The organism is Pseudomonas marincola, from assembly GCF_900682675.2.
GTDB classification, from domain to species: Bacteria; Pseudomonadota; Gammaproteobacteria; order Pseudomonadales; family Pseudomonadaceae; genus Aquipseudomonas; species Aquipseudomonas marincola.
On sequence record NZ_LR215729.2, the window covers coordinates 593,337 to 617,653 of the forward strand.

A 24,317-nucleotide genomic window follows, 5' to 3' on the forward strand; every position below is an offset into this window, starting at 1 on the left:
TTTAGTGGCCCATCAGGTTATCCACGGCATCGGGTTTGTCATGCACTCCAAACCGGTCGACGATGGTGGCGCTGGCCTGATTGAGCCCGATTACTTCAACTTCGGTCCCTTCGCGGCGCAATTTCAGCACCACTTTATCGAGCGCCGCTACGGCGGTGATGTCCCAGAAATGTGCGCGGGACAAGTCTATACAGACCTTATCAAGCGCCTCGCGGAAATCAAATGCATTGATGAATTTGTCGGCGGACGAGAAGAATACCTGGCCGACAATGTTGTAGGTGCGTTGCGTACCGTTGGCATCAATTTCAGAACTGATGAACAAGAAGTGGCCAATTTTGTTGGCGAAGAACATCGCCGCCAACAGCACGCCAGCCAACACCCCGAACGCCAGATTGTGGGTAAACACCACAACCGCGACGGTCACCAGCATGACGATATTGGTCGAGAGCGGGTAGTGCTTGAGGTTACGAATCGAGTCCCAGCTAAAGGTGCCGATCGACACCATGATCATCACCGCCACCAGCGCAGCCATCGGGATCTGGCTGACCCAGTCACTCAGAAATACCACCATGATCAGCAGCACCGAACCGGCGATCAAGGTCGACAAGCGGCCACGGCCACCCGACTTAACGTTGATTACCGACTGGCCGATCATTGCGCAACCGGCCATGCCGCCGAGCAGGCTGGAGGCGATATTGGCTACGCCCTGACCCTTGCATTCGCGGTTCTTGTCGCTGGAGGTGTCGGTCAGATCATCGACAATGGTCGCGGTCATCATCGACTCAAGCAGGCCCACCACAGCCATCGCGGCGGAGTAAGGGAAGATGATCTGCAGGGTTTCGAAGGTCAGCGGGACATCCGGCCAGAGGAAGATTGGCAAGGTGTCGGGCAACTCGCCCATATCGCCCACGGTGCGGATGTCCAGACCCAGGGCAATGGCCACGGCGGTCAGCGTGAGAATGCACACCAGCGGAGACGGGATAACCTTGCCAATCACCGGCACATACGGGAACAGGTAAATAATGCCCAGACCAGCGGCGGTCATGGCATAAACATGCCAGGTCACGTTAGTCAGTTCCGGCAGCTGCGCCATGAAAATCAAAATCGCCAGCGCGTTGACGAAGCCGGTCACCACCGAGCGCGAAACAAAACGCATCAGCGAGCCAAGCTTGAGGTAACCCGCCCCGATTTGCAGGAGCCCGCAAAGCAGCGAGGCCGCCAGCAAATACTGCAATCCGTGATCCTTGACCAGCGTCACCATCAGCAGCGCCATGGCTCCGGTGGCGGCTGAGATCATGCCCGGGCGGCCGCCGACAAAGGCGATAACCACGGCAATGCAGAAAGAGGCGTACAGCCCTACTTTGGGATCAACGCCGGCGATGATCGAGAACGCAATGGCTTCTGGAATCAGTGCCAGTGCAACGACCAGCCCCGCCAGGACATCGCCGCGTAAATTAAAAAACCAGGTGTTCTTGAGTGACTGCAGCATGCTGTTTTCCACAATGGTTGTGAGCCTGGCCGGTGGGCACGACATCGGTTCGGGTAAGCGTAGCGTTAGCGGTGCGCCGTTGATCTCGGCGGCCATGCGCAAGGTGCACAAGGCACGTTGGTGGTTTAACGCAGCGAATGGCCAAGCGGGCTGGCCGCACAGGCGAGGCGAGGCTCGCGCGGCTGCCGAGCGTTGCGCGGCAGGTGCAAAAAAGGCGGCAAAGGTAACACGATATATCTTTCAGATCACCCCGCAGGCCTTGCCAATACGGGGTGTGGCGGTTATCCGCGACGAATGAACCAGATGCCGCCAACGATCAGCAACAAACCAATGACCTTGCTCGCGCTGATGGGGGCTTCACGAAAACCAGCCCAGCCGAAGTGATCCAGGGTCACGGCCATGGTCAATTGCCCGGCGATCACCAGCACCATGAACAGCAGTGCACCCACTCTGGGACCGGCGAAGGCGGCGGTGGCAATAAACATCACACCGAGGAAGCCGCCACACCAATGCCACCAGGTCAGGCCTTTGAGGCTGGCAAAACCGGGAAGCTCGCGCTGGATCAACACCAGCAGGAACAACGCCACGGTGCCCACCCCGAAGGAGATGAGCGAGGCGGCCAGAACGCTGGAAACTTGCTTGGCCAATTGGCCATTGATCCCGGCTTGTAGGGGCAGGCAGGCGCCTGCGACAAATGGCAATGCAAGTAACCACCAGATAGGGGCGGGCATGGCTGACTCCTGATTATTTCAGCCGCGCATTATGCCGCAAAACGCTAAGTGTTGGGGCGCAAATCAGTGAGGCAGCGGAGTACCGGCTATTTATAAATTATTGTTTTGAATAACGGCACCAGTAATTAGAGTGTTCCTGTTCTGTTGTCGCCAAATAAATACGAAATACAATGAGTAGGTATTATAACTTTGTAATTATTGTGCTCGGAATTTGTGCAGGATATATAAAGGGTTAATACCAAGTTCAGGGTTGTAGCCAGTTAGTCGTTGATCTTTGATGTAGACACATTAAGCGTTGCAATTGTTGATTGAGTTAATTGCATTCAAGCGTCTACAAGGATTGAGAAAATGAATAACACAACCCGGATCACGTCGTGCACAGCTCTCGCATTAGTCATGTTGGTTTCAGTAGTAGGTTGCAGCAGTGGCGGTGGTGGATCAAAGAGCTTTGTCGACAGCGCCTCGAGTGACGGTACTGCCGTTGATGGCACTGCAACCGATGGAACCGACGGTACAAACGGCGGTACTGGTGCAACGGGGGGCACCGATACTTCGGGCGGCACTGCAGGGACTGGCGGCAATGGCGGCAATGGCGGGACTGGCGGTGACGGAACAGGTGGCGACGGGACCGGCGGCGGTGGTACTGAGCCGCCAGTCGATCCGGGTGAAGTAACGCCTCCCGGATCGACCGTGACCCCGACCGTCACGGGCCAGACGATAGGCACTGTGGGCGATACGGTTACGGCGGCAGGTGATGGTGTGAGCCAAATTGGTGGAACAGTCAAAAATATCAGCGTTCTGGGCAGTAACGATCTGACCTCGGGGGTCGGTGATCTGGTGACTTCGACCGGCAATGCGGTTAGTTCGGTTGGTGATGGCCTGAATGACGGGCTTGGCCAATTGGGCGCCGGCAACAATTCGCTCGGTGTTACGGCGGCGAGCGTTGGCACTGCGACTAACGATCTGGGGCAGGGCGTATCAAGCGTTGGCGCCTCTCTTGCCGCCGTGGGTGGCAGCGAAAAAATACAGCGGTTGCCTTTGGTTGGCGGCGTGGTCACCCACGTTGGCAACTTGGTCGATGGCACTGGTGAGCGCGTCAGCATGTTGGGTGACACGCTGAGCCAAGTGACGACTCAAGGCCCGTTGGGTGATCTGACCGACTCGGTAAGCAACGATCTGCTGGTGCCGGTCATCCGAATCGTTGAAGGCACAACCCAGCAGGCGGGTCATACCACCAAGCTCGGTACGCCAGTTGATCAGGTGTTGGATAAAGCCGGCAACACGCTCGCCGTGGTGGGCGGCAAGGTGATTGGCGCGGGCAATGGCAATCCGTTGACCAATACCGTTGGCGGCGCACTGGCTAATGTCGGCGGCACGCTCGGGGTTTCTGGTGGATACCTGCAAACCTCGGAAACCAATGAGTCCGGCGCACCTCTGGCCGCCAATGGTCTGGGTGCGCTGACAACAACGGTGGGCGGGCTGACCAATAGCGTTGCCGATAAAACCAAGTTGGGTACGCCGGTATTTGGCGTAGTTGAAACAGTCGGCGGTGTGGTTGCAGGTGTAGGCAGCGGCCTCACCGCAGGGACCAACAATGCGGTGCTCGGGTCTGCCGGAGTGAACGCCGCAGCGGTGGGCGGCACAGTTGCATCGCTGGGCACGCTGGTTGGTGGTACGGGCGCGCCGAACACCAGCGCTGGGGCGCCATTGGCCGCGGTAACCAGTTCGCTCGGAACGGCAGTAACGCCGGTGGTGAATACAGTGGGCGGTTTGACTCAGAAGGTCGGGGCGGCAACCCAGCTCGGCGCGCCAGTCAGCGGCTTGCTTAATCAGGTGGGCGGTGTAGTGACCAGCCTGGGCAACCAAATCAATGCGGGGACCCCGAATCCGGTTATCAGCCAGGTGGGTTCAACGCTCGGCACTGTCGGTCAAACAGTCGGACAGGCAGGCACGCTGGTCAATGGCGCCACGGGAGGCACAGGCTCGGGTGTGCTGAACGGCGGTGTTGCCGATGCCACGCAAACTGGCGATACGCAGCGCGTTGGTTTGCTGGGAGGGTTGAGAGGCTTGCTCCGCAAGTAATGGTGTTCCCTTTCGCGCCGGGCTTCATGCTGACCCGGCGCGCTTTTTTTTGCATAAAAACGTGTCAGCAGTTTGGTCAGGGAGTGTCCTATGCGCGCTTTAGTCGTTATGTCTGCACTGGGGTTGGTTTGCGCTCAAAGCGTTATGGCGCAGCAATTGCCCGGTTTTCTTAATAGCAATGACAATCAGCAGAATCTGCCGCTGCCCAACTTGCCGGCCGACGCCTATCGCCCGTCTTCGGTCGACATGAAGTTGCCTGAACCGGCGGCGGACTCACCGCAGCAAGCCTTGCTGATGAGTACTCCGGTCGAGGTGCGCGGCATCGGCATCGAGGGCGGTACGGTGTACTCGCTGGAGGAGCTGGCGGCGGTCTATCAGCCCTTGATTGGGCGCAGCGTAAAATTGGCAGACCTTATCAAGGCCACTCGCAAGATCACCCAGCGTTACCAGGCTGATGGTTATCTGCTCTCGTACGCCTACTTGCCGCCGCAGGACTTTACTCAGGGCCAGATTCGCGTCGTGCTGGTTGAGGGTTACGTTAAAGACAGCGAGTTGCGCGGCGACCTGGGTTCGGTCGCAAGCTACGTTGAGCAGTTGATGGCTAAAATCGAAGCCGAACGCCCACTCACGCGCAAAACATTCGAGCGTTACACCACGCTCATGAGCATGATTCCGGGCGTAACCCTGCAAGCTCAGGTCCCGCCGCCAGGCACCACCGACGGTGCCAGTCACCTGATCGCCAGCGCATCGCGCAAGCCCTTCACCAGCAGCCTCAACTTGAGTGATAGCAGCCGCGATGAGCTGCAAGCGGTAGTGTCTGCCAGCAGTAATTCACAGACTTCCTTCGCCGAGCAGGTCACCCTGAGCGCGCTGTTCCCTCCGGGCGAAGATGACGAGCGTTACTACCGGCTCGATTACTCGCAGTTCATTGGTACTGAAGGCACGCAGTTGAGCTTGTTTGGCTCGACCTATTCGAGTGAGCCGAGTGAGCGGATTAATCTGGGCAATGGCATTGAACTGCGCAACAAGCGTGACAATCAGCGGGTATCCGTTGGCTTGAGCCATCCATGGATCGCTTCGCCCAATCATTGGCTGGGCACTACCGCGCGGGTTTATGCGGTGGACGACAAAACTGAGTTTGATGTTGTCGGTTATCCGCTGAGTTTTGAGAGCAACACCGAGATGCGTGCAGTGGCACTTGAGGCGGACTGGCGTCAGGCTGACGAGTCGCAATTGCGCATTCTCAGCGGCGGCTTGTATCAGGGCATAGACAGCTGGGGCGCAGAAACGGACAACCCGTTAATCGATCTGGACTTCTTCCGCCTGCGCGTTTCCGGGGTGCAGAGTGACAAGTACACGGTAGCGCTGCAGGGTGTTGTCTCGGCGGCGCTGTACTGGAGTGATGACTCACTGCCAGATGCCGAGCAAGCGGTGTTTGGCGGCCAGAACTTTGCCCGTGGCTACCCTGGCGATCAGGCATCGGGCGATAAAGGCTGGGGCGCATCCTACGAGCTCAACTACAGCTTCACGCGAGACAGTAACTGGCTGCGGTTGCTGCAACCCTACGCCGTAATTGACGCGGCGCGTACGCGTTTCAATGCCTCGCAGTTGCCTGAGTCTAAGTTGTCCTCGGCGGCGTTGGGCCTGCGTTTCGGTGATGCGCGTTACTACAACATCTCGCTGGAAGTGGCCAAGCCGATGTCGGATATCGCCCTCGACAGCCGCAGCCGCGACCCGCGCATCAATCTCAGTTTCAGCTACCAGCTGTAAGCGTTGATGAGCACCGCGCAAACACTGCACGGTGCTCAAGCAGGCTGATCAATTGCTACAAGTGAGCTGATTCTGCGGCGCAACAAGCCTTGCGGGGGCTTACTTGGCCAGGTGCAAGAGCGTGGAGGGGAACAGGCGCTCGATGCTTTCGAGCAGGCGCTCGTGGTAAATCGGCTTGATGAAGAAATCGACTGCTTGCAGGCGCATGGTGTCGATCACGTCATTCATATCGGCGTGGCCTGATGCCACAATCACCGGAAGTTGTTTGCGGCTGCTGCGAGCGCGCAGCTGCTGAATCAAGCGCAGCCCGCTTTCTTCGGGCATACGCAGATCCGTGATGATCAGCGCAATATCAGGATGCTGGCTGAGTTGCTCGAAGGCTTGAGCAACCGAATTGGCCAGGATGCAGCGATACCCTTCGAGCTCGAGCATCTCGGCCAATTCAAGAAGAATGTCCTGTTCATCGTCGACCAGAAGAATCGTCTGGCGGGTTGCTAACTTCGAGGACATATTGATTCCTTAGTCTCTAAACTAATGAATGCAAGTGGTGTTAATTTTTAAGTGTATTTACTTATGCGGGGTTGGCCGCAGACGATAGCTCATTTTTTATTGACGTGAATATTGAAGTGATGCTCGAGCTGATGTCCGGTATGAACACAGCTAAAACAACAGCAACCATTGCCGCAATGATTGCGTACTCGATCCCCGAGGCGCCGTCATTGTTTTTCAGGAATATATAAGCTTTCAGCATTGCATCATTAAGGGACATCGCAATCTCCTTGCGTGAGGATGTGTTGGCGATCTCAGATTTGATCAGAAAGTTCAACGCTTCAATCATTAAATATGACTAATCAGCAATGACTATTACTTTGTATATAGTCGTTTGGAAATAGTTGTAAGTGCCTAGTGGCGATTCGCTTTTGTTCAAGCTAACAATGCAACAGGACCGTTGTAATGCTGAGCCAGTCAGGTATTGGCGATGCACGTTGGTTAGCTGCGAAGGCTTGTGCAACTGACCTTCCGGCAGCGCCAGTGATTCGTTGTAGAGCCGCCGCCTATCGAGGCTGGCTGCTCTGAGTTTCAGGGCAAGGGAGTAGGCCGAAATGGATAGCCGGGTAACCATGGCATTGGCTGCAGTGATGTTGCTGGGCGCTGTCGCTGCGGGGTATTGGGGGGTGGTAATGAGTTCGCCACCTGCCACCGAGAGCGTTGCCGCAAACAGCGCGCCTGCAGTGTCGCCAGTCACGCAGCGCGTCAGCAAACTCGCGGACGACGTTAAACGCTCGCCGGTAGTTGTGGCCGTGCGTGAAATCTCACCGTTTGTGCCGGTGGTTGCCGAAGATCTGGCGATTGAGCAGCTGCAAGTTGCGCCGGCCGGTAGCTTTTCCAGCATCGAAGAAGTCGTTGGGCGCAAAGCCTGGAATCCAATTCCGCCAGGTGACTGGCTGGATCAGGCCAGTTTTGAAGCCGGTGGCCCGCTGGCGCAAATGATTCGTCCCAATGAACGCGCCGTTGCGGTGCCGGTCGACGAGGTAGTTGGCGGTGGCGGTTATCTGCGTCCAGGCGACTTCGTTGATGTGCTGCTGTTCATGCAGGAAGACGGCGACCAACGCTTGCGTACCGCTCAGGTTGCGCTGCCCGCCGTGCGTTTGTTGAGCATGGGCAAAACCCTCGGCCCGAGCAACGAAGGCCACGCGGCTCAAGGCAAAACCGACGACGATAAAAAGACTCGCGAGAAACCCGCGCGTACGGCGGTGCTGGCGGTGCCTGAGCAACTGGTCACGCGCCTGCTGCTGGCGAGCCAGGCTGGCACTTTGCGCCTGGCGGTGCGTAGCGCCGATGAGCAATTGCAGAAGCGTTATCTGGATGGCGAAACCACGCTGGTCGCCCTGAATGAGCAAACCCGCAGCCTGATCCCGCTGGACAAACTCGCAAGTCAGGCAGCGCCGCAACCGGGCGTGGCCGCAAAGCCGCGCTCGCGTGCAGTGGCAACCTCGCCGAAAGTTGAAATTTATCGTGGTGTGCAAAGCACCTGGCAAGCCCCATAACTGACAAGGACGTTAAAGCATGGTCTGTATCAGCAGTCGGATCGTAGGTGGTGTGGGATCTGTGGTCATAGGTGCTTTACTCAACTCAACTGCAATGGCGGCAACTCCTTCGGCATGCTCGACATTGCAACCTGCACCCGCGGTGCTCGAAGTGGCTCAGGGCACACAGCAGCAATTGCAGTACCCGGTTTCGATCAAACGCATGGCCGTCGGTGATCCGGCTGTGGCCGATGTCAGCTTGACCGGACGCGATGGTTTTCTGATTGTCGGCAAGAAAGCCGGCACCACCAGCCTTATGGTCTGGACGGCCTGCAGCAACGAGCCACGGCGCAGCATGGTTTACGTCCAGGGCCTGGCAACCGGAGCGCTCGGGCAGGCCACTCCAGCGCTGATCGACGCGCTACCCATTGCGCAAGTACAGACCGATATCCGCTTTGTGGAAGTCAGTCGCGGCAAGATGAAGCAAGCGAGCACCTCGATATTCGGCACCGGCTCCAACAACTTCCTGTTTGGCGCGCCGGGCACCACGGGCGGGATCAATGTATCGCCCGGACAGGTCGGCGGCATCAACGCGAGTATTCCGTTGGTCAATGGCGGCTTCAATATTGTCTGGGGCGGCGGCAGCAGCAAGGTGCTGGGGATTATCAACGCGCTGGAAAACAGCGGTTTCGCCTACACCCTGGCCAAGCCCAGCCTGGTGGCCTTGAGCGGGCAAAGCGCGAGTTTTCTCGCCGGTGGCGAGTTTCCGATTCCGGTACCCAGCGGCAATGGCGAGAACATTGGCATCGAGTACAAGGAGTACGGCGTTCGCCTGACACTGACGCCGACTGTTGTCGGTTCCAGTCGGATCAATCTCAAGGTGGCGCCCGAAGTCAGCGAGCTGGACTTTAACGCCGGCGTCAGAATTGCCGGCACTGCGGTGCCGGCTCTGAATGTGCGGCGCACCGATACCAGCATCACCCTGGCCGACGGTGAAAGTTTCGTCATCAGCGGCTTGATCAGCAGCCGCAATAGCGCCGCTGTGGATAAGTTTCCGGGCTTGGGTGACATCCCGGTGTTGGGCGCATTGTTCCGCTCGACGCAGATTGACCGAGAAGACAGCGAACTACTGATGATTGTTACCCCGCATCTGGTTCAGCCGTTGGCCGCCGATGCGCGCCTGCCGGAGTTGCCGGGCGAAGGTCTGCGCAACTACGACCCGAATTTTTTCAAGATGTACCTGTTCGAGAACGGTCGCTTCGACCGCCGTTCCGGTCTGTCCCAGTGAGGTTCGCATGAGTCAGACATTTCTTGCCCTCACCCGTAATTCAGCTGATCTTGAGTGGTTGCAAGGATCGCTCAGCAGCCTCGGGCATGTGCTGCAGGCCGGGCAGGGCGCGCTCGATGAGCTGCTCGCGTTGGTTGATGTGACCGGTGCCGGTCTGCTTTTTGTCGGCCTCGACCGCGACAATCTGATGAGCCAGAGCGCGCTGATTGAAGGCGTGTTGGCGGCCAAACCGATGCTGGCGGTGATTGCGCTGGGTGATGGCCTGGACAATCAGTTGGTACTCAGCGCCATGCGTGCCGGTGCCCGCGACTTTATCGCTTACGGTGCGCGCACCAGTGAGGTGACGGGGCTGGTGCGACACATGAGCAAGCGCATGCCGAATCTGCAGCCAAGTGCTGACAGGGGCAAACTCAGCGTGCTTTATTGCCGCCAGCAAGATGCCGATGCCGGCATGCTGGCCGCCCATTTGGCGCTGGCCATCGAGCAAAATGGCCGACGCACCTTGTTGCTGGATCTGGGCTTGCCCTATGGCGAGAGCCTCGGTCTGTTTGCGCTGGAGTCATCGTTCAACTTCAGTGATGCCCTGCGCAATTTGCGCAGGCTCGACTCCAGCCTGATTGACAGCGCCTTCTGCGAAACACGCGGCGGCTTGCGCGTACTCTCACTGACCGAGCAAGAGCAAACGCTCGAAAAAGTCAGTGCCGCTGAGCTGTATCTGCTGATGGGCACTCTGCGCCAGCATTTTCAGCACATCGTGGTTAATCTCGCCGGCCAGCCGGACAGCGAAGCCTTGCGCTGGTTTGCCACCCACGCGGAGCAATTGCTTTGGTGCAGCGACCAGAATGTGCCGAGTTGCCAGCGCAATATCGAACTGCTGGAGCAGTGGCGCGAAAGCGGAATGAAACTGGCACACGCCAGTCTGTTGGTTGATCGGTTTCTGCGCAACGTGGCACCGGACAGCCCGACGTTGGGTAAGTCGTTCGGTTTGCCGGTGATTGAGACCCTGCCGTTCAACCCTGAGTTGCGCATGAATGCGCGTAATCAGGGCCGCAGCCTGTTTGAGATAGCCCCGCGTGATCGTCTTTCGCAAAGCCTCAAACAGTTGGGCTGTCGGTTGGCGGACCGACGCAAAAAAAGTTCGGCGTGGCGTTGGCCGTGGAAACAGGCTGAGCGGCGTGAGCAGGAGGAACTGGCATGAGCGGCGAGGCGCTGTTTGGCGGAGCCGTTCGCTACACCGCGGATACCGAACAGGACAGCCGCGGCCTCAAGCTGACGTTGCATCGCTACATCATTGATTCGATCGACGATGAGCAAGTGAATATTCTCGAAGGCCCGCGTCCGTCGGTTTCGCGCTTTGTCACCGATCAGGTGGTGGATTACATCAACCGCCATCACTTGCCGGTTTCGCGATACGAGATCGAGCGCTTGGCCGAAGAACTGGTCGATGAATTGACCGGGTTCGGCCCGCTTGAGGTGCTACTGCACGATGCCTCGGTCAGCGAGATTCTGGTTAACGGGCCGGATCGCATCTTCATCGAGCGTGCCGGTGTGCTGTACCAGAGTGACCTGCGATTTATTGACGACCAGCATGTGCACCGGGTCATTCAGCGCATTCTCGCGCCCTTGGGACGGCGGCTCGATGAGTCGTCGCCAATGGTCGATGCGCGCTTGCCCGATGGCAGCCGGGTCAACGCGATCATTCCGCCAATCGCATTGGATGGCCCGTGCATTTCAGTGCGTAAATTCCACAAGGATGTGCTCAAGAGCGCCGACCTGCTGGCCTATCAAACGCTCGATGAAAGCATCCTGCAGTTCATCAACATGGCCGTTGCCCAGCGTTGCAACATCATGGTCAGCGGCGGCACAGGGACCGGCAAGACCACGCTGTTGAATGTCATGAGCTTGCTGATCGACAGCCACGAGCGCCTGGTAACCATTGAAGATACTGCGGAATTGCAACTCAACCACCCGCACGTCGTGCGTCTGGAAACCCGCCCGCCGAATGCTGAAGGGCACGGTGAAGTGCCGTCCTGTGCGTTGATCCGCAATGCCCTGCGGATGCGCCCCGACCGGATTATTCTCGGTGAGATTCGCGGCGCCGAAGTGATCGATGTGCTGCAGGCGATGAACACCGGCCACGACGGCTCGATGAGCACGGTGCACGCCAACAGCGCACAGGATGCGTTGTTGCGGTTAGAGACGCTGGTGGGGTTGTCGGGCCGGCAGATTGCCGAGCGCACATTACGCCAGATGATCTGCGCCGCGCTCGATGTGGTGATCCAGCTTACCCGTCTGCCCAATGGCCGCCGCTGCATCAGCGAAGTGGTTGAGGTGGTTGGCGTGCGCGACGATGTCTACGTGACCAACACCCTGTTCAGCCTGGATCGTGCGAGCGGCCGGTTCAACCGCGAAGCGCACAACCCGGCTGGACACAAACTGCAAGCCGCCTGGCGGAACGCGTTATGAAACCGCTGCTGTTGCTTGGCTCAATCAGCCTGGTATTGGCCTTGCTAGCGGTGGTCATGTTCCGGCATGGCTGGAAACAAGCCCGCACCCAGCGGGTGTTGGAGCGTCTTGGCCAGCGTCAGGAAGCGCCTGCAGCCAGCGCTTACTGGTCTTATGTTGAGCGCATGTTTTTGCGTGCCGGGTTGAGCGTGCCCAAAGACAAACTGGCTCTGGTCGTGGTTGTCTGGCTTTTGGCGATATTGCTCGCCGCCTCGGTGGGCGGCTGGATGCTGCTGTTGCTGGCGCTGCTGGTGCCGCCGTTGGTGCTTCGCGTGGTGCTGAGTTTTCGCTATCGCAAACGCTTGCGGCGCATCGTCCAGCAGCTACCGGCGATGCTGGATCAGGTAATGCGTAGCCTGCAAACCGGACGCACGCTGGGCGACGGCATTATCCACGCTATCGAGGCGTCGCCGCAGCCATTGCAGGGAGCGCTGTCGCGGGTGCCGCGCGACATTCGACTAGGCGTGGATCTGGCCAAATCACTGGATGACGTCGCCGAGCTGTATGAGCAGGAAGAACTGCGCATTCTGGCCCTTGGGGTGAAGGTCAATCAACGCCACGGCGGCAGTGCCATCGAGTTGCTCGCCAGCCTGATCAAGGTGATTCAGGAACGCGAACAGATTGCCCGTCAACTGCGCGCCATGACCGGTGAAACCCGGCTCACTGCGGTGGTGTTGGCTGCTTTGCCAGTGGCGTTGGCGGCTTACATCATGGCCGTCAATCCCGGCTATTTGATGAGTCTGTGGACCGAGGCCAGCGGCCAGAAAATGTTGATTACCGCATTCTGCATGCAGGTGATTGGCTGCGTGCTGATGTGGCGCATGCTGAGGAGTATATAAATGGCCTGGCTGGTGATGACTGCCTTGCTGCTGATGGCCACAGCGCTTTTGGTCATCAATCTGGCGCGTGAACGGCAGATCCAGCATCGGGTCGCCAAACGATTGCTCGGTACGCAGCGGTTCGCGCAACACCATGAGCCGTCTCGTGAGCGCTGGCTGCAACAGTTCGCCGGCAGCCGACTGGGGCGGCGAGTGTTCAGTCTGGATGGTGAAACCCAGCAATTGCTGAGTCGTATCGGCTGGCGTCGCACCCGTCAGCGCGCCCGATTCTTTGCCCTGCAATTACTCTCACCGCTGCTGATGCTGGCCTTGGCTGCGCTTGTCCAATCGCTGCTGAGCAAGCCCGTTGAGCCGGTGTGGGTGATCTTGTTGCTCGCCGCGGGTTGCGGTTACTTGCTGCCCAAGCGCGTGCTGGCCGTGGTCGCGGCTCGCCGGCAAAAGCAATTGGCCGATGAGGTCTCGGTATTTCTGCCGTTGTTGCGCATCCTGTTCGATGCCGGCCTTACTGTCGAGCAAGCGTTGCGGGTGCTCGGGCAGGAGAGTCGGGCCTTGTTACCGGCACTCACCCGTGAGCTCAACGGCATGCTCAAACGTGTCGATTCCGGCTTGGATCTGGCGAGCGAACTGCAACAACTGGGGCGCTTGCTCGAAGTCGATGAGTTCTCCGATTGCGTAACCATTCTCTGCCAGCTGATTCGGCAGGGCGGCGGGGCGATGAGTTCGTTGCTGGCGTTGAAAAAGGTGCTCGACGATCGGCGTCTGACGCGTTTGCAGGAATACATCTCGACCCTGTCCGGCAAGTTGAGCGTGGTGATGATGGTGTTCCTGTTCCCCGCCTTGTTAATCGTTTTGGCCGGTCCCGGCTTGAGTGCAATCGGGCGTGCCCTTGGAGGTATCGGATGAAGTCGGTCTGTGCAGTCGCGATAATGACAATAGCCCTTACTGGCTGTGCGTTGAAGCCGCTTACTCAAGGATATGACGGCGGCGCCAGTTGCAGCGCCACGCCAGACAAAGAGCATGAGCTGAACCTCAATCTGGCTCGGCAGATGGTCGATGAAGGGCGCTTGTACGCGGCGCTGGCCAATCTGCAAGGCATGGCGCAGGACGCTCCGGAAGTGCGTCTGGCCGAAGCCAAAATCATGCGCAAGATCGGGCGCCCAGAGGCGCAGGCGCTTTATCAAAGCCTTGCCGGAACCTGTTTGGCGGGTGCCGGTGAACATGGTCTGGGCCAACTGGCAGTAGCCAGCGGCGATACAGAGGAAGGCTTGCAGCGCATGCAGACAGCAGCGCGCATGATGCCAACCGATGCGCAGGTGCGTAACGATTTGGGCGTGGTGCTGATGCATCTGGGGCGCACCGACGAGGCGCGTTTCGAGTTTCTCACGGCTATTGAACTGAGCCGAGCCGACACGCTGCCAGCGCTAAATCTCACGGCGCTGATGTTCTATGAAAACAAGTGGCAAGAGGCCGGCGAGCTGGCCTCGCGCTTTTCTCTGAGCGCCGATCAGGTGCGTGAAGCCGAGGCCCGGGCGCGTGAGCTGCGGGGCAATTCCAGCGCCCCGGTCCAGCTGGGAGATAACAACGCTGGGCAACCCAAGGCAGTTGCCGGGCTGCAACAGGCCGCCGTACAGATTGAACAGGGAGTGGAGTAATGCAGCGGATAATTATGGCAATGATCATCAGCAGTGCTTGTCTGGCAGCCGAGGCGGCGGAGACGACTCAAGCACAGCCTCGCGAACAGCGGCAAGTCGCTTCACAGGCGGAAAGCTGGCTGGCTATTCAGCGGGACGGTGCGGCCGCTTCAAACCATAAACAAGTGCTGACATCGGCCGAGCGCGAGCGCAGTTACCAGCGTTGGCTGGACAGTTATCAGCACCCCATCCCCGAGTTCTTCGAGCAGAAGCAAGACGACATGGGCAGCGATTAGCCATGACCGTTTCGTCACGATCAGTCGCCTTTAGCCTGCGCAATAAGTCTGCGCAGCGCGGCGCTATTGGTCTGATGGCGACGCTTTTGCTGATTCTGGTGCTGGGTTTTCTGATGCTCGCGGTGGATAGCGGCAGGCTATACATGGAAAAACGCAGTGTGCAACGCATCGCGGATATGGCAGCGCTGGAAGCAGCGGCCCGTGGCGGTAATTGCCTGGGCAATGCCCCAACCACTGCGCAAACTTACGCCGAGCAAAATGCCTCCGCGCGCAATAATTTCAGCCTTGATAGCGCACGCAGCCTGAGCGCGGTTTGCGGCAACGTGACGACCGTGGCTGGCCACCGGCAATTCACGGCAGACGCCGATGGTCGCGCGATTCAGGTCGCTGTCGCGCATACCGTGCCCGCCAGTCTGGTGCTGGGCGGGTGGTTCGGCAACAACGTTCAGTTGTCTGCAACGGCGACTGCCGGTGTGAGCAATCCATTGGCGCAACTGAGCTTGCGCACCAGTTTGGTGAGCGTCGACTCATCGCAGTCGGCATTGCTCAACACGCTGTTCTCGGGATTGCTCGGCGGTTCGGTGAATCTTGATGTGTCGGGCTGGCAAGGGCTGGCTAATACTGATATCGACCTGCTCGGTTATCTCGATCAACTGGCGCTTGATCAGGGCCTGACAATTGGTGACTACCAGTCGGTACTTGATACCGGCGTCAGCGCTGGCGCGTTGCTGGATGTGGCGGCGACTGCATTGCAACTCGATGCACGCACCGCCGATGCCGATGCGGCGATAGCCGGGCTCGAGTTACTGGCTGCGGCGGTGCCGGGAGGCGACCTGCTGATGCTGGGCGATTTGTTGAATATGCAGAGTGGTTTGCCAGTCTCGGGGCTGGCGATGAATTTGAATGCCTTGCAGTTGGTGCAGGGGATCGTACAGCTGGCCAACAGCCAGAATGCAGCAGTGGCCACTTTGCCTATCAGCGTTCCGGGTGTGGCCGGGGTTACCTTGCAAGTGAAGGTGATTGAGCCGCCGCAGTTGTCGGCGATTGGTGATCCCGAACTGGCCAGCCTAGACCCAGAAGGCCCCGATCAAATCTATGTGCGCTCAGCGCAAGTGCGCGCGCTGGTCAGCGTGGCGCTGCCGGTTAATGGCGGCGTAGTCAGCGGTTTGGTCAATACCGTTACTACGAGCTTGGGGCCTGTTGCTGGTTTCTTAGAAAAGGCATTGAGCCTGGATTTGGCTGACGGGTTGGGTGATCTGCTTAGCTCGTTAGGCTGTCTCAATGAAACCTGTAAGACTGGCGACTTCGCCTACGCTAAATTACTTGGCTCGGAGCGGCTGGATATCGGGCTGGACCTCGGCTCAGCCGATGCGCGCGTCACCGATTACAGCTGCTCTGCAGATGGCAGTAAATCGTTGCTGGTAGATGCGGCGACCTCTGCTGTAAACCTGCGGTTAGGTAGTTTTGGCAAGACTGCGTCAGATGCTAAGAATGCCGTGTTCTCATCGAATCAGCTGCCAGTAGTCGCCCCAGCATCCGTGCTGGCGCTGGGTACTCAGGTTGGGCGTCCATCAAGTTGTACGTTGCTGTTTTGCTTTGACCTCAAGTGGAAGGTCGGTGCCAATACATGGGTCGAAGATCGGAGCGCTGCGGATTTTACAGTCAAGTCCGGCTTCGGCTTGAAAGTCGACAGTTCAGTAGTCGCGGACTCGCAAACCCTGACCTTCAGCGCGCCTGACGCTGAGCAATTGCCCGAGCTGGGTCTGCCGGCCAACTTCATTGCGGTTAATGCCAATAACGATATTCTCGATAGCCTTGGTGGCGCATTGTCGAGCGTCGAGATCGAGCCCTACACCAGCAATCAGAGCGGGATTCTGGGCGGCCTTTTGACCACTGGCGTCTCAGCAATCAATGGCGTGTTGAGCAGTGTCGAAGGGCTTATCGACGGCCTGTTGGCGCCACTGCTCGATCCGGTGCTGAGTCAGCTGACGAATAGCCTGGGGATTGATCTGGCGAAGGCGGATGTCGGCGCCAATCTGAGTTGCGGCGGCCGTGGTCGGGCGGAGTTGCTGCTATGAATGGATTGAGCTGTGGGCAGGATCGCTGCCCAGACACTCGGCTCCCGGCGGGGTATTGGGGCCGAAATCAGTTAGTCTCGAGTCAATCAGTGCACAAAACGGCTGTCGCTGTGCTGGCGGTTCGGCGAGAGGGCCAGGGCCAGTTGGGTGCGGTTGTGCATGTGGGTCAGGCGCAGAACCTGGGACACGTAGAGTTTTACCGTGTTCTCGGTAATCCCCAGTTCACAGGAAATCTGGTAGTTGGTCATGCCTTTGCCGATCAGGCGGGCGACATCCAGTTGGCGTGGCGACAGCTGGTTGAAGTTACTCGGGATTTCGCGTTCGAGTACCGCTTCGCTGGCTTTGGCTGGCGGCTGGCTGCAGCGGTTACGCATCTGATGAATATCGTGGTGCAACTCACCCAGCGACTCGGAGAGCAACTGCAATTTCTGATTGAGTTGGTCGAGGCGTTGCGCATCCTGCAGGCGCTCGTTGCGATGGCGCTCAAGGCGCTTGATGGTGAGCAGTACTTCTTCCAGATCAATCGGTTTTTGATGGTAGTCGGCAATGCCGGCGCGCATGGCTGCGATCACGTCGCTGCTCTCACTCTGGCCGGTGAAAATGACCGCCTCGAAAATACGTTCGCCAGCGCTCAGGCGCTCCAGCTCCTTGACCAGCTGCAGGCCGTCGAGCCCGGGCATGTGCAGATCGCTGAGGACAATACCGATGGCAGGGTCTTGCTGAAACAACTCGATGGCGTGCCCGGCAGAGTGACTGACCTGACACGCATAACCGCAAGCACCGAGGTACTCACTAAGCTCGTCGACAATAATTGGGTCATCGTCGACGATGAGAAGTTTTACCGCCCCGTAATGCAAAGTCATGTCGTCCATTCCTGTTTTTATTGTGACTACCTAGTCTATACGCGAATAATCGCCGCCTATTCTAAGCAATTCAGTGTACATTCGTACACTTCATTCCTTTGTCCAGTTACTGCTTTGGGTATAGCATATTTTGTTGAAGCATCACATTTCAGTCAAAAAAATAGCCGTCAAGAATCCGGCGAGAATGAATGGCGCAAACGGGTAGGTCTTAACCTGCGCGGGCGCCATGTGACCGAGATGGTTTTGCGCGGTTTCACTGAGCAATGGCCAGACTGGCTTGGCAGCCAACACCCAGCCCGCGTAAGCGAGCCCTGCGCCTGCGATACAAAGCAACAGAAGTTGGCTGCTGCCGGCCAAACCGATGAACAGCAGCAGTTTGACATCTGCACCGCCAAACTTGCCGAGGGCATATCCGGGAAGGCTGAGCAGCAATGCGAATGTGGCTGCCAACGCTGCGTCAAGAGGCGGCGCGCCGAGCCAGGATCGCTGAAATACCAACAGATACGCCAGCGCGGCGACAATTGCACTCAGCGTCAGCCAGTTGCTGATGCGTTTGTGTTTGATGTCTTGCAGCGCACAAATGCCGAGAAAAACAGCAACAACGAAGCTGCTCATTGCAGTGGCCTGATGATATCGAGTTGGTACGATCGTACTTTTAGGCTAGTTTCAATGCAACATCTATTACCGCGTGTTACCCCTGCATTTAATAAGGATATGAACATGAGCAGGATTGCGAGCAAGGGCTTCGCTGGTGACCAGCGCGGCGCCGCAGCGATCGAATTCGCGATTGTGTTTGTGGTTTTCTTTGCCATTTTCTATGGCACGGTCAGTTACAGCTTGCCGCTGTTAATGATGCAGTCGTTTAACAACGCCGCTGCCGAAGTGGCCCGTCAAGCCGTGGCACTGGTGCCGGAAGAAGTCTCACCTGAGGATTATCAGGCGCTTGCAGATTCAGTCGCCAGCGAGCAACTCGCCTGGCTCCCCGCTACCGTCAGCAGCGCGTTGGTAGTCGAGGCCACAGCGCCTGGCAGTGATGGGGTTTTCAATGTGCGCATCGCGTATCCCTACAAGTTGAAGCCATTGGTGCCCGCACTGATTTTGCCTGGCGTTGGGGCCATCCCGCAGTTGCCGGATGAGTTAGTGGCATCGTCGAGCATCAAACTGCACAACTGAGGACGCGCTATGGCTAACTGGTTTGGCAGGCGCGAACGGCCTGCGACTGCGACGGAGCAAGCTGCGCAATTGAATGTCGCTGAACAGCAGCCGCCACACGCACTCATCATCAGCCTGAATGAGCAGGGCATGGTTGTCGCGGCCAGCGGCGATGTGCTTCGTGAACTTAAGGTGCAGAGTATTCCGAGCCCGCTGGCGGACTGGTTATGCACGACCAGCGCTCGTTCGGTGCCAGCTCAGCTTGATGAGTGGCAGGGGCAGGTAATTGATCTCGATTTTCTGGCCGCCACCGGCAAACTGATTGCAATGCGCGGCTGGCTGCACGTTGCCGAAAAGGTCTGGACCCTGCGCATGATGAGTGTGGGCGACTTGCTGGAGCAATCGCATATTGTCGATGTGCGCCGCCATTGTTTGTCGCAGGGCGCGTTGTTTGCTGCGCGTATTCGCAGTGAGTCGCCCGGGCGTCTGCCCCAGGCGTTGGGCGAAGTGTTGAGTGCCCTGGCCCATAGCTGGCAGGTGCCCAATCTTGCGCTGGCGCTGCCATCTCCGGGTGGCGACTGGCAGGTGTTTGCCCGCCATCAAGGCTTTCAAGCGCCCGAGTTGTGGCGTGAGCAGCAATCGCTAGGCGTCGCGCTGGCCCTGCTCAAGGGCGACCGACCGCAACAACTGACCGCGCGAGAGTTGGCGGACTCACCGGACTTACGCTCTGTTTTTGGCAGCCGGCCAGCTTTTGCGGTGCCTTATCAGCGTCCCGGCAGCGCGTCAGTCTGGCTGTTATTCGGGGGATATTGCGCTGCCGAGCAAGTTCCGGCCTTGCGGGTGGGCGAGTGGTCACAGCTGACTAGTCTGATCGCCGAGGCATTGCTGCAACGCTTACAGGCACAGCGGGTTGAGCAGGAGCGTGATCGGCTTACGGTGTTGCAGGGATTGTTGGGCACGGGCTGGTGGGAATTCACCAGTGGCAGCCAATTGTTCGAGCTGTCACCTACGCTTGCCAATGCGTTGGCGTTATCCCGAGTTGGCGGTGTGCTCTTGGCTGATTGGTTGTCGGTCATTCACCCGGCAGATCGAGATGAGTTCCGCCTGCGCCTCACCGGCTTGAGTGTCGAGGGGCAGAATTTTGTTCAGTGCCTGCGAATGCTCGAACCGGGTAAGGCAAATGAGTACCGCTGGTACCGTGTACAGGCCGAGGCCAAGGGGCACGCCAATGCGTTGCGGGTCTGTGGTTTCCTGCTCGATATCAGTGACATCAAGCAGCAGGAAGCGCTGGCTTCAGCCGCGCATGCGCGCTTGAGTAATCTGATTGCCAGCTCGCCAGCGGCCATTTATGTGCAGGCCTACAACGACGGTGCGCTGGAACTGGAGTTTTGCAGCGCCAGCTTGCAGCCTCTGCTCGGCTGGAGCCTTGAGCAACTGACGGGCGGGCAACTCGCCGAACAGGTGCACCCGGATGATTATCAGGTGTTCTTTGACCGTGCCCGCCGCTTGCTGCGTGATGGCAGCGTCAGTTGCCGTTACCGGTTGCGCGACAAGCACGGTGCTTATCACTGGCTGCTGGATGAGGCGAAATTACTGCGAGACGATCAGGGCCAACCGCTGGAGGCGGTCGGGCTCTGGCTGGATGTTACCGAGTCGACGCTGGCGGCCGAGCGGATTCGCGAGAGCGAGGAACGTTATCGGGTGCTGGTTGAAGATTCTCCCGCCATGATATGCCGCTACAAACCTGACCTGACTCTGAGCTTTGCCAACCGGCCACTGGCGGCTTACCTCGATGCTGAGCCAGATAAACTGGTTGGAAGTAATCTGGGCAGTTGGTTGTCGGCCGAGCAACTGCAAGCTTTTGAGCAGCGGCTGGCGGGGCTGACCGTTGAGCAGCCGCTGAGCACCGCCGAGATTTGCCTGCAACTACCAGGTCGTGAGCATGCATGGTGGATTTGGGCAGATCGTGGGATTTTTGATGAGCACGGTCAGCTCATTGAAGTGCAGGCGGTCGGGCGCGACAACACCGAGGTACGCAAGGCCCAGCAGCAGCTGTTTCAGGGAGCAAAAATGGCCACATTGGGCGAAATGGCCACAGGCATGGCGCATGAGATGAATCAGCCGCTGAATGTCATGCGCATGGCCGTGGCCAATGTGCTCAAGCGCCTGTCGATGGGCGAACTGCCCAATGAATACCTGCAAGAAAAACTCATGCGTATCGAGTCGCAGGTTCAGCGCGCCGCGCGACTGGTCGATCACATGCGTGTGTTTGGTCGTCGCTCCGAGGCCGAGCAGCAGTTGTTTGACCCGCTGCAAGCAGTTGAAGGTGCGGTTTCCATGTTGCGCGATGGCCTCAGCAGTAAAGGTGTTGAGGTGCAGGTGGCTGAGCAGTCGATTGCGGTGGCAGTGCGTGGCCATGCTGATCAACTGGAGCAGGTGCTGATCAATCTTATGGTCAACGCCCGTGATGCCATGCTCGATAAGCGCGAGAAAGCACCGGACTTTTCACCCTGTATTTGCGTTGAAGCCGAGCAGGAGCCTGAGTGGCTGAAGGTTCATGTCGCAGATAATGGCGGCGGGATTGAGCCACGCATAATGGAGCGGATCTTCGAGCCGTTCTTCACCACCAAGGAAGTTGGCAAAGGCACGGGGCTGGGTTTATCGGTGAGTTACGGAATCATCGAGCAAATGGGCGGGCGGTTGAGCGTCGATAACCAAGCGGGAGGCGCACGTTTTACCATTTGCCTGCCGATCGCCAGTCAGGTCAGATCGACGCAAGCAGAGACTTGCTGAACTGGATCAGGGCAACACGTTGTCCTTGGTGATTCTGGCGCTCGACGATGGTGTCGACCGTATAACCCAGCTTGGGGTAAAGCAGCAGTCCGGCGCTGTTCTGGTTGAAGCATGAGGCCCGCAAGAAGCGGGCGTTGAATTGCTCTCGGGCGAGTTGTTCCATCGCCCCGATCAACACTTGCGCAACGCCCTTGCCACGCGCCCAAGGGGCAATCATCAGATTACCCAGCGCGCAGAATTCATCGGGTTGGCATTGGTAGAAATTGGCGAAACCGGCGATCTCGCCATCAAGCACAGCCACCGTGCTGCCCTGGCGGGTTGCCATTGCCTCGGCCAGTTGCTCAAGGCTGAGCGGCCAGACCGCCTTGGGAAAGCTGAAATACAGCTCTTGTTCGGTTTGCGTAAACCCGACAACGCTCGGCAGGTCCGCCGGCAGTGCCGGGCGTATGTTCACCGAAATGCTCAACGCGGCGGATACTGGCTTAGGATACGCCCGACCGACTGGCGAATTTCAGCATCGCGCTGGGCTGGATTGAGTGCCCCGTCATTGAGGATTTTCTGGCTGCTGGCGCGCCAGACCAGCTTGCCGTCTTTGCTGTCGAACATGTCGATTTGCAGCGTGCCGACCTGATAGTCCACCGTGCGCGTGTCGATATAGGCCGGGCCGCCGTAAGCGCCTCCCCACGGGCCGCCCCAGTAACCGCCACCACCGTAGCTGGTGCTGACTTGCTGCTGTTTGTCATCGACAATCATCCAGGCCTGTACCTGCAAGTCGCCACTGCTGTTGTTGGCAGCCATGCGCAGGCCGCGCTGTTCCAGTTGCTCGTTGATCGCGCCGCGAATGCGCGAATCCGTCAGGTCGCTCTGCAGGCGCGGGTCTTGCGGGCGATACTGCACCGCCGGCTCCTTCCAGCTCCACGTGCGGTAAGCGCCGAAGTCTTTGCTGGTGTCGTAGTCGCGGTTGGGCTGCGGCGCCTGACACGCGGCCAGCATTAATAACAGGGGCAGTGCGAATAACTTCATACGCATGATTGACTCCTCGACCTCGGTGTTAATGCATCAAGGTGAATTAATAGGGTGGATAGGTGATGAGCGCGCCTTGTACCGCGTCGCGCAGTGCGTCCGCCTGATCTGCCCGGCTGCCAGCGCTTGAGCTTTCGGCAGTGGCGCTCCAGACGCGTTGCTTATCCTTGTTGTCGTAGAGGTCTATCTGCACCACCACGACTTCCTCTTCATAGGTGCGAACCAATGGCACGCCGGCTCCGACGCCAAAACCGTCGTTGTAGTAACCCCCGCCGTAATAACCGCCTGCATAGCTATCGGCTACCTGCCGGAGTCGCCGCTCGATGCGCATGTCGGTGCTCACGCTCAGGTCTGCTGTCTGGCCCGGTTGTGCGGGGCGTAAGCCACGTTGGTCGAGTGCACTGCTGACGGCTTGTTGCACCAGATCGGGGGTAGCCCAACCCATACCGGGCGGCGTCTGGCCATTGAGCCAACCCCAATTTTTATATTGGCCGTAGTTTCGTGCTGGCACAGGGTAACTGCTGAGATCTGCCTGATTTGCAGCCTGGGGCGGAGCGGGCGGGAGCGGTAATGATTGCGCACGATAGGGGTTCTGGCTCTGACACGCGACCAAAGCCAGGCACGCTATCGCTAGGGTGATGCGTTTCATCATCGTCTCCGCTTAACGGGGCCTGCAAATCCAGTGCAGGTAACGCCCCAGTCCTGCAAACGCAGGGTGCCGCCGGTAGGCCAATTCCATTTCAAGCAGGTCGATCAGTTCGGCCTTGGCCTGAAACTCGTGCGGCATGTAGTCGTGGAAAACCCGTATTCCACTTTGACTTTCGACCTGCCAAAGCTCTGCGAGTTGCGTGGCCATCTCTTCCGGGTCGAGCGGTTGTTGCGGGGTCAGGCTTTGCTTCTCACCCGCGAACTCAGCCTTGCGCAATTTACGGAAGTGGCCCTTGAGCAGGTTCCGGTAAACCAGTGCGTTCTTATTATAGAACGCCAGCGATAGCATGCCGTCTGGCGCTGTAAGTTGGTGTAACACGGGCAGAATGCTCGCCGGTTCTGCCAGCCACTCCAGCACGGCATGGCACACCACCAAATCATAGCGTTGGTCGAGTTGGCCCAGTAAATCCTGCCACGGTGCCTGTATAAACGTGGCTGTTTGCCCCGCCTCGGCAAAACGCGCGCGTGCGCCTTCGAGCATCGGCCCGGCCGGTTCGGCGAGTGTTACATCGTGGCCGCGCTCGGCCAGCCACAGCGACATATGGCCCAGACCCGCGCCGACATCGAGCACGCGCAGGGGTTTATCCGGCAAGGCTTCTGCGAGGTCGGCCTGTAACACCGCAAGGCGAATCGCGCCCTTGGCTCCACCGTAAATTTTTTCAGCGAAGCGAGTCGCCAGCTCATCGAAGTGGCGGTCAGTCATTGCAGAATCGCCTCTCGCTGTCGGCGAGCTTGGCCCGCACCACCTGATCCATATCGAGCCCCAACTCGCTGCACAGCAACAGTAGATACAACACAATATCGCCGACTTCCTGCCCCGCATGCTCCAGCACGGCGGGTTCCAGCTGGCGCGATTGGTCCTCGCTCAGCCACTGGAATATTTCAACCAGTTCAGCCATTTCGACACTGGCAGCCATGGCCAGGTTCTTCGGGCTGTGAAATTTACGCCACTCGTTACGGTCACGAATGGCGTGCAGACGTTGAGTCAACTCTTGGATGTTCATGCGCGCTCCTTGGGGGCGCATAGCTTCGGATGGATCAG

The 24,317-nt window shown here is 58.5% G+C and carries 25 protein-coding genes; 14 read left to right on the forward strand and 11 right to left on the reverse strand.

Annotated elements, in window-relative coordinates; genetic code table 11:
- Position 1: 1 nt before the first annotated feature.
- A complete protein-coding gene (locus tag PMYSY11_RS02575) occupies positions 2 to 1,489 on the reverse strand; it encodes a SulP family inorganic anion transporter (RefSeq protein WP_069902516.1) in 1,488 nt (495 codons plus the stop codon).
- Between PMYSY11_RS02575 and PMYSY11_RS02580 the strand changes: the two genes are divergently transcribed.
- Positions 1,488 to 1,787: a hypothetical protein gene (locus tag PMYSY11_RS02580; protein WP_150548236.1), complete on the forward strand. Its 300-nt coding sequence runs from the start codon at positions 1,488 to 1,490 to the stop codon at positions 1,785 to 1,787. The genes PMYSY11_RS02575 and PMYSY11_RS02580 overlap by 2 nt on opposite strands.
- On the opposite strand, the gene PMYSY11_RS02585 is transcribed toward PMYSY11_RS02580, so the two are convergent.
- Complete coding sequence (locus PMYSY11_RS02585; RefSeq protein ID WP_069902518.1) at positions 1,771 to 2,220, reverse strand: DMT family transporter; 450 nt, start codon at positions 2,218 to 2,220, stop codon at positions 1,771 to 1,773. The two genes, PMYSY11_RS02580 and PMYSY11_RS02585, sit on opposite strands and share 17 nt — an antisense overlap.
- A 348-nt stretch (positions 2,221 to 2,568) precedes the next feature.
- Between PMYSY11_RS02585 and PMYSY11_RS02590 the strand changes: the two genes are divergently transcribed.
- Together PMYSY11_RS02590 and PMYSY11_RS02595 are read left to right on the forward strand one after the other, a co-directional pair.
- Positions 2,569 to 4,302 (forward strand): collagen-like triple helix repeat-containing protein, encoded by a 1,734-nt coding sequence (locus tag PMYSY11_RS02590; protein WP_150548237.1) that lies wholly within the window; start codon positions 2,569 to 2,571, stop codon positions 4,300 to 4,302.
- Between the two features lie 90 nt (positions 4,303 to 4,392).
- Positions 4,393 to 6,072: a ShlB/FhaC/HecB family hemolysin secretion/activation protein gene (locus PMYSY11_RS02595; protein WP_150548238.1), complete on the forward strand. Its 1,680-nt coding sequence runs from the start codon at positions 4,393 to 4,395 to the stop codon at positions 6,070 to 6,072.
- Between the two features lie 99 nt (positions 6,073 to 6,171).
- Here the strand turns inward: PMYSY11_RS02595 and PMYSY11_RS02600 are convergent, their stop codons facing one another.
- Together PMYSY11_RS02600 and PMYSY11_RS02605 are read right to left on the reverse strand one after the other, a co-directional pair.
- Positions 6,172 to 6,582 carry a response regulator gene (locus tag PMYSY11_RS02600; RefSeq protein ID WP_069902521.1) on the reverse strand — a complete coding sequence of 137 codons (411 nt, stop codon included), beginning with the start codon at positions 6,580 to 6,582 and terminating at the stop codon, positions 6,172 to 6,174.
- A gap of 61 nt (positions 6,583 to 6,643) precedes the next feature.
- Positions 6,644 to 6,841 carry a Flp family type IVb pilin gene (locus PMYSY11_RS02605; protein ID WP_150548239.1) on the reverse strand — a complete coding sequence of 66 codons (198 nt, stop codon included), beginning with the start codon at positions 6,839 to 6,841 and terminating at the stop codon, positions 6,644 to 6,646.
- Positions 6,842 to 7,175: 334 nt separating this feature from the next.
- Between PMYSY11_RS02605 and cpaB the strand changes: the two genes are divergently transcribed.
- The 9 genes from cpaB to PMYSY11_RS02650 are packed head-to-tail and all read left to right on the forward strand — an operon-like array spanning position 7,176 to position 16,736.
- Entirely contained in the window at positions 7,176 to 8,120 is a 945-nt protein-coding gene (gene cpaB, locus PMYSY11_RS02610; protein WP_150548240.1) for a Flp pilus assembly protein CpaB, read from the forward strand.
- 19 nt (positions 8,121 to 8,139) lie between these two features.
- Positions 8,140 to 9,387, forward strand: a complete 1,248-nt coding sequence (locus PMYSY11_RS02615) for a type II and III secretion system protein family protein (RefSeq protein WP_150548241.1) — start codon at positions 8,140 to 8,142, stop codon at positions 9,385 to 9,387.
- A 7-nt stretch (positions 9,388 to 9,394) separates the two neighbouring features.
- Positions 9,395 to 10,585: a CpaE/TadZ family protein gene (locus PMYSY11_RS02620; RefSeq protein ID WP_069902525.1), complete on the forward strand. Its 1,191-nt coding sequence runs from the start codon at positions 9,395 to 9,397 to the stop codon at positions 10,583 to 10,585.
- The gene (locus tag PMYSY11_RS02625; protein ID WP_069902526.1) at positions 10,582 to 11,853 is read left to right on the forward strand and encodes a TadA family conjugal transfer-associated ATPase; all 1,272 of its coding nucleotides are present in this window, start codon (positions 10,582 to 10,584) and stop codon (positions 11,851 to 11,853) included. Before PMYSY11_RS02620 ends, PMYSY11_RS02625 begins: the two co-directional genes overlap by 4 nt.
- Positions 11,850 to 12,731 (forward strand): type II secretion system F family protein, encoded by an 882-nt coding sequence (locus tag PMYSY11_RS02630; RefSeq protein ID WP_172970656.1) that lies wholly within the window; start codon positions 11,850 to 11,852, stop codon positions 12,729 to 12,731. Before PMYSY11_RS02625 ends, PMYSY11_RS02630 begins: the two co-directional genes overlap by 4 nt.
- The gene (locus tag PMYSY11_RS02635; protein WP_150548242.1) at positions 12,732 to 13,634 is read left to right on the forward strand and encodes a type II secretion system F family protein; all 903 of its coding nucleotides are present in this window, start codon (positions 12,732 to 12,734) and stop codon (positions 13,632 to 13,634) included.
- Positions 13,635 to 13,657: 23 nt separating this feature from the next.
- Positions 13,658 to 14,383 carry a tetratricopeptide repeat protein gene (locus PMYSY11_RS02640; RefSeq protein ID WP_150548243.1) on the forward strand — a complete coding sequence of 242 codons (726 nt, stop codon included), beginning with the start codon at positions 13,658 to 13,660 and terminating at the stop codon, positions 14,381 to 14,383.
- Positions 14,383 to 14,658 carry a DUF3613 domain-containing protein gene (locus PMYSY11_RS02645; RefSeq protein ID WP_239655529.1) on the forward strand — a complete coding sequence of 92 codons (276 nt, stop codon included), beginning with the start codon at positions 14,383 to 14,385 and terminating at the stop codon, positions 14,656 to 14,658. The genes PMYSY11_RS02640 and PMYSY11_RS02645 overlap by 1 nt, the downstream gene beginning before the upstream one ends.
- 2 nt (positions 14,659 to 14,660) lie before the next feature.
- Positions 14,661 to 16,736 (forward strand): pilus assembly protein TadG-related protein, encoded by a 2,076-nt coding sequence (locus PMYSY11_RS02650; RefSeq protein WP_150548244.1) that lies wholly within the window; start codon positions 14,661 to 14,663, stop codon positions 16,734 to 16,736.
- A gap of 86 nt (positions 16,737 to 16,822) precedes the next feature.
- On the opposite strand, the gene PMYSY11_RS02655 is transcribed toward PMYSY11_RS02650, so the two are convergent.
- Both PMYSY11_RS02655 and PMYSY11_RS02660 read right to left on the reverse strand, forming a co-directional pair.
- Positions 16,823 to 17,599 carry a response regulator transcription factor gene (locus PMYSY11_RS02655; protein WP_418889792.1) on the reverse strand — a complete coding sequence of 259 codons (777 nt, stop codon included), beginning with the start codon at positions 17,597 to 17,599 and terminating at the stop codon, positions 16,823 to 16,825.
- 141 nt (positions 17,600 to 17,740) lie between these two features.
- Positions 17,741 to 18,214, reverse strand: a complete 474-nt coding sequence (locus PMYSY11_RS02660; RefSeq protein WP_069902531.1) for a prepilin peptidase — start codon at positions 18,212 to 18,214, stop codon at positions 17,741 to 17,743.
- 105 nt (positions 18,215 to 18,319) lie between these two features.
- Here PMYSY11_RS02660 and PMYSY11_RS02665 point away from each other — a divergent pair, with 105 nt between their 5' ends.
- Together PMYSY11_RS02665 and PMYSY11_RS02670 are read left to right on the forward strand one after the other, a co-directional pair.
- Positions 18,320 to 18,772, forward strand: coding sequence for a TadE/TadG family type IV pilus assembly protein (locus tag PMYSY11_RS02665; protein WP_150548245.1), 453 nt, complete (start codon positions 18,320 to 18,322; stop codon positions 18,770 to 18,772).
- A gap of 9 nt (positions 18,773 to 18,781) precedes the next feature.
- Positions 18,782 to 21,544 (forward strand): PAS domain-containing sensor histidine kinase, encoded by a 2,763-nt coding sequence (locus PMYSY11_RS02670; protein WP_150548246.1) that lies wholly within the window; start codon positions 18,782 to 18,784, stop codon positions 21,542 to 21,544.
- Here PMYSY11_RS02670 and PMYSY11_RS02675 read toward each other — a convergent pair.
- The 5 genes from PMYSY11_RS02675 to PMYSY11_RS02695 are packed head-to-tail and all read right to left on the reverse strand — an operon-like array spanning position 21,516 to position 24,279.
- Positions 21,516 to 21,998: a GNAT family N-acetyltransferase gene (locus PMYSY11_RS02675; RefSeq protein ID WP_420830070.1), complete on the reverse strand. Its 483-nt coding sequence runs from the start codon at positions 21,996 to 21,998 to the stop codon at positions 21,516 to 21,518. The genes PMYSY11_RS02670 and PMYSY11_RS02675 overlap by 29 nt on opposite strands.
- 8 nt (positions 21,999 to 22,006) lie before the next feature.
- On the reverse strand, positions 22,007 to 22,573 hold the full coding sequence (locus PMYSY11_RS02680) for a DUF4136 domain-containing protein (protein WP_150548248.1): 567 nt from the start codon (positions 22,571 to 22,573) through the stop codon (positions 22,007 to 22,009).
- Between the two features lie 40 nt (positions 22,574 to 22,613).
- Complete coding sequence (locus PMYSY11_RS02685) at positions 22,614 to 23,219, reverse strand: DUF4136 domain-containing protein (RefSeq protein ID WP_150548249.1); 606 nt, start codon at positions 23,217 to 23,219, stop codon at positions 22,614 to 22,616.
- Positions 23,220 to 23,228: 9 nt separating this feature from the next.
- A complete protein-coding gene (locus tag PMYSY11_RS02690; protein WP_090513614.1) occupies positions 23,229 to 23,978 on the reverse strand; it encodes a methyltransferase domain-containing protein in 750 nt (249 codons plus the stop codon).
- The gene (locus PMYSY11_RS02695; RefSeq protein ID WP_150548250.1) at positions 23,971 to 24,279 is read right to left on the reverse strand and encodes a MazG-like family protein; all 309 of its coding nucleotides are present in this window, start codon (positions 24,277 to 24,279) and stop codon (positions 23,971 to 23,973) included. The genes PMYSY11_RS02690 and PMYSY11_RS02695 overlap by 8 nt, the downstream gene beginning before the upstream one ends.
- Positions 24,280 to 24,317: the final 38 nt, after the last annotated feature.

What these genes read in the sequence shown, in the direction of transcription:
- PMYSY11_RS02580 (WP_150548236.1), top strand. Translation starts at nt 1,488, where the DNA reads ATGCTGTTTTCCACAATGGTTGTGAGCCTGGCCGGTGGGCACGACATC.
- PMYSY11_RS02575 (WP_069902516.1), bottom strand. Translation starts at nt 1,489, where the DNA reads ATGCTGCAGTCACTCAAGAACACCTGGTTTTTTAATTTACGCGGCGAT.
- PMYSY11_RS02585 (WP_069902518.1), bottom strand. Translation starts at nt 2,220, where the DNA reads ATGCCCGCCCCTATCTGGTGGTTACTTGCATTGCCATTTGTCGCAGGC.
- PMYSY11_RS02590 (WP_150548237.1), top strand. Translation starts at nt 2,569, where the DNA reads ATGAATAACACAACCCGGATCACGTCGTGCACAGCTCTCGCATTAGTC.
- PMYSY11_RS02595 (WP_150548238.1), top strand. Translation starts at nt 4,393, where the DNA reads ATGCGCGCTTTAGTCGTTATGTCTGCACTGGGGTTGGTTTGCGCTCAA.
- PMYSY11_RS02600 (WP_069902521.1), bottom strand. Translation starts at nt 6,582, where the DNA reads ATGTCCTCGAAGTTAGCAACCCGCCAGACGATTCTTCTGGTCGACGAT.
- PMYSY11_RS02605 (WP_150548239.1), bottom strand. Translation starts at nt 6,841, where the DNA reads ATGTCCCTTAATGATGCAATGCTGAAAGCTTATATATTCCTGAAAAAC.
- cpaB (WP_150548240.1), top strand. Translation starts at nt 7,176, where the DNA reads ATGGATAGCCGGGTAACCATGGCATTGGCTGCAGTGATGTTGCTGGGC.
- PMYSY11_RS02615 (WP_150548241.1), top strand. Translation starts at nt 8,140, where the DNA reads ATGGTCTGTATCAGCAGTCGGATCGTAGGTGGTGTGGGATCTGTGGTC.
- PMYSY11_RS02620 (WP_069902525.1), top strand. Translation starts at nt 9,395, where the DNA reads ATGAGTCAGACATTTCTTGCCCTCACCCGTAATTCAGCTGATCTTGAG.
- PMYSY11_RS02625 (WP_069902526.1), top strand. Translation starts at nt 10,582, where the DNA reads ATGAGCGGCGAGGCGCTGTTTGGCGGAGCCGTTCGCTACACCGCGGAT.
- PMYSY11_RS02630 (WP_172970656.1), top strand. Translation starts at nt 11,850, where the DNA reads ATGAAACCGCTGCTGTTGCTTGGCTCAATCAGCCTGGTATTGGCCTTG.
- PMYSY11_RS02635 (WP_150548242.1), top strand. Translation starts at nt 12,732, where the DNA reads ATGGCCTGGCTGGTGATGACTGCCTTGCTGCTGATGGCCACAGCGCTT.
- PMYSY11_RS02640 (WP_150548243.1), top strand. Translation starts at nt 13,658, where the DNA reads ATGACAATAGCCCTTACTGGCTGTGCGTTGAAGCCGCTTACTCAAGGA.
- PMYSY11_RS02645 (WP_239655529.1), top strand. Translation starts at nt 14,383, where the DNA reads ATGCAGCGGATAATTATGGCAATGATCATCAGCAGTGCTTGTCTGGCA.
- PMYSY11_RS02650 (WP_150548244.1), top strand. Translation starts at nt 14,661, where the DNA reads ATGACCGTTTCGTCACGATCAGTCGCCTTTAGCCTGCGCAATAAGTCT.
- PMYSY11_RS02655 (WP_418889792.1), bottom strand. Translation starts at nt 17,599, where the DNA reads ATGACTTTGCATTACGGGGCGGTAAAACTTCTCATCGTCGACGATGAC.
- PMYSY11_RS02660 (WP_069902531.1), bottom strand. Translation starts at nt 18,214, where the DNA reads ATGAGCAGCTTCGTTGTTGCTGTTTTTCTCGGCATTTGTGCGCTGCAA.
- PMYSY11_RS02665 (WP_150548245.1), top strand. Translation starts at nt 18,320, where the DNA reads ATGAGCAGGATTGCGAGCAAGGGCTTCGCTGGTGACCAGCGCGGCGCC.
- PMYSY11_RS02670 (WP_150548246.1), top strand. Translation starts at nt 18,782, where the DNA reads ATGGCTAACTGGTTTGGCAGGCGCGAACGGCCTGCGACTGCGACGGAG.
- PMYSY11_RS02680 (WP_150548248.1), bottom strand. Translation starts at nt 22,573, where the DNA reads ATGCGTATGAAGTTATTCGCACTGCCCCTGTTATTAATGCTGGCCGCG.
- PMYSY11_RS02685 (WP_150548249.1), bottom strand. Translation starts at nt 23,219, where the DNA reads ATGATGAAACGCATCACCCTAGCGATAGCGTGCCTGGCTTTGGTCGCG.
- PMYSY11_RS02690 (WP_090513614.1), bottom strand. Translation starts at nt 23,978, where the DNA reads ATGACTGACCGCCACTTCGATGAGCTGGCGACTCGCTTCGCTGAAAAA.
- PMYSY11_RS02695 (WP_150548250.1), bottom strand. Translation starts at nt 24,279, where the DNA reads ATGAACATCCAAGAGTTGACTCAACGTCTGCACGCCATTCGTGACCGT.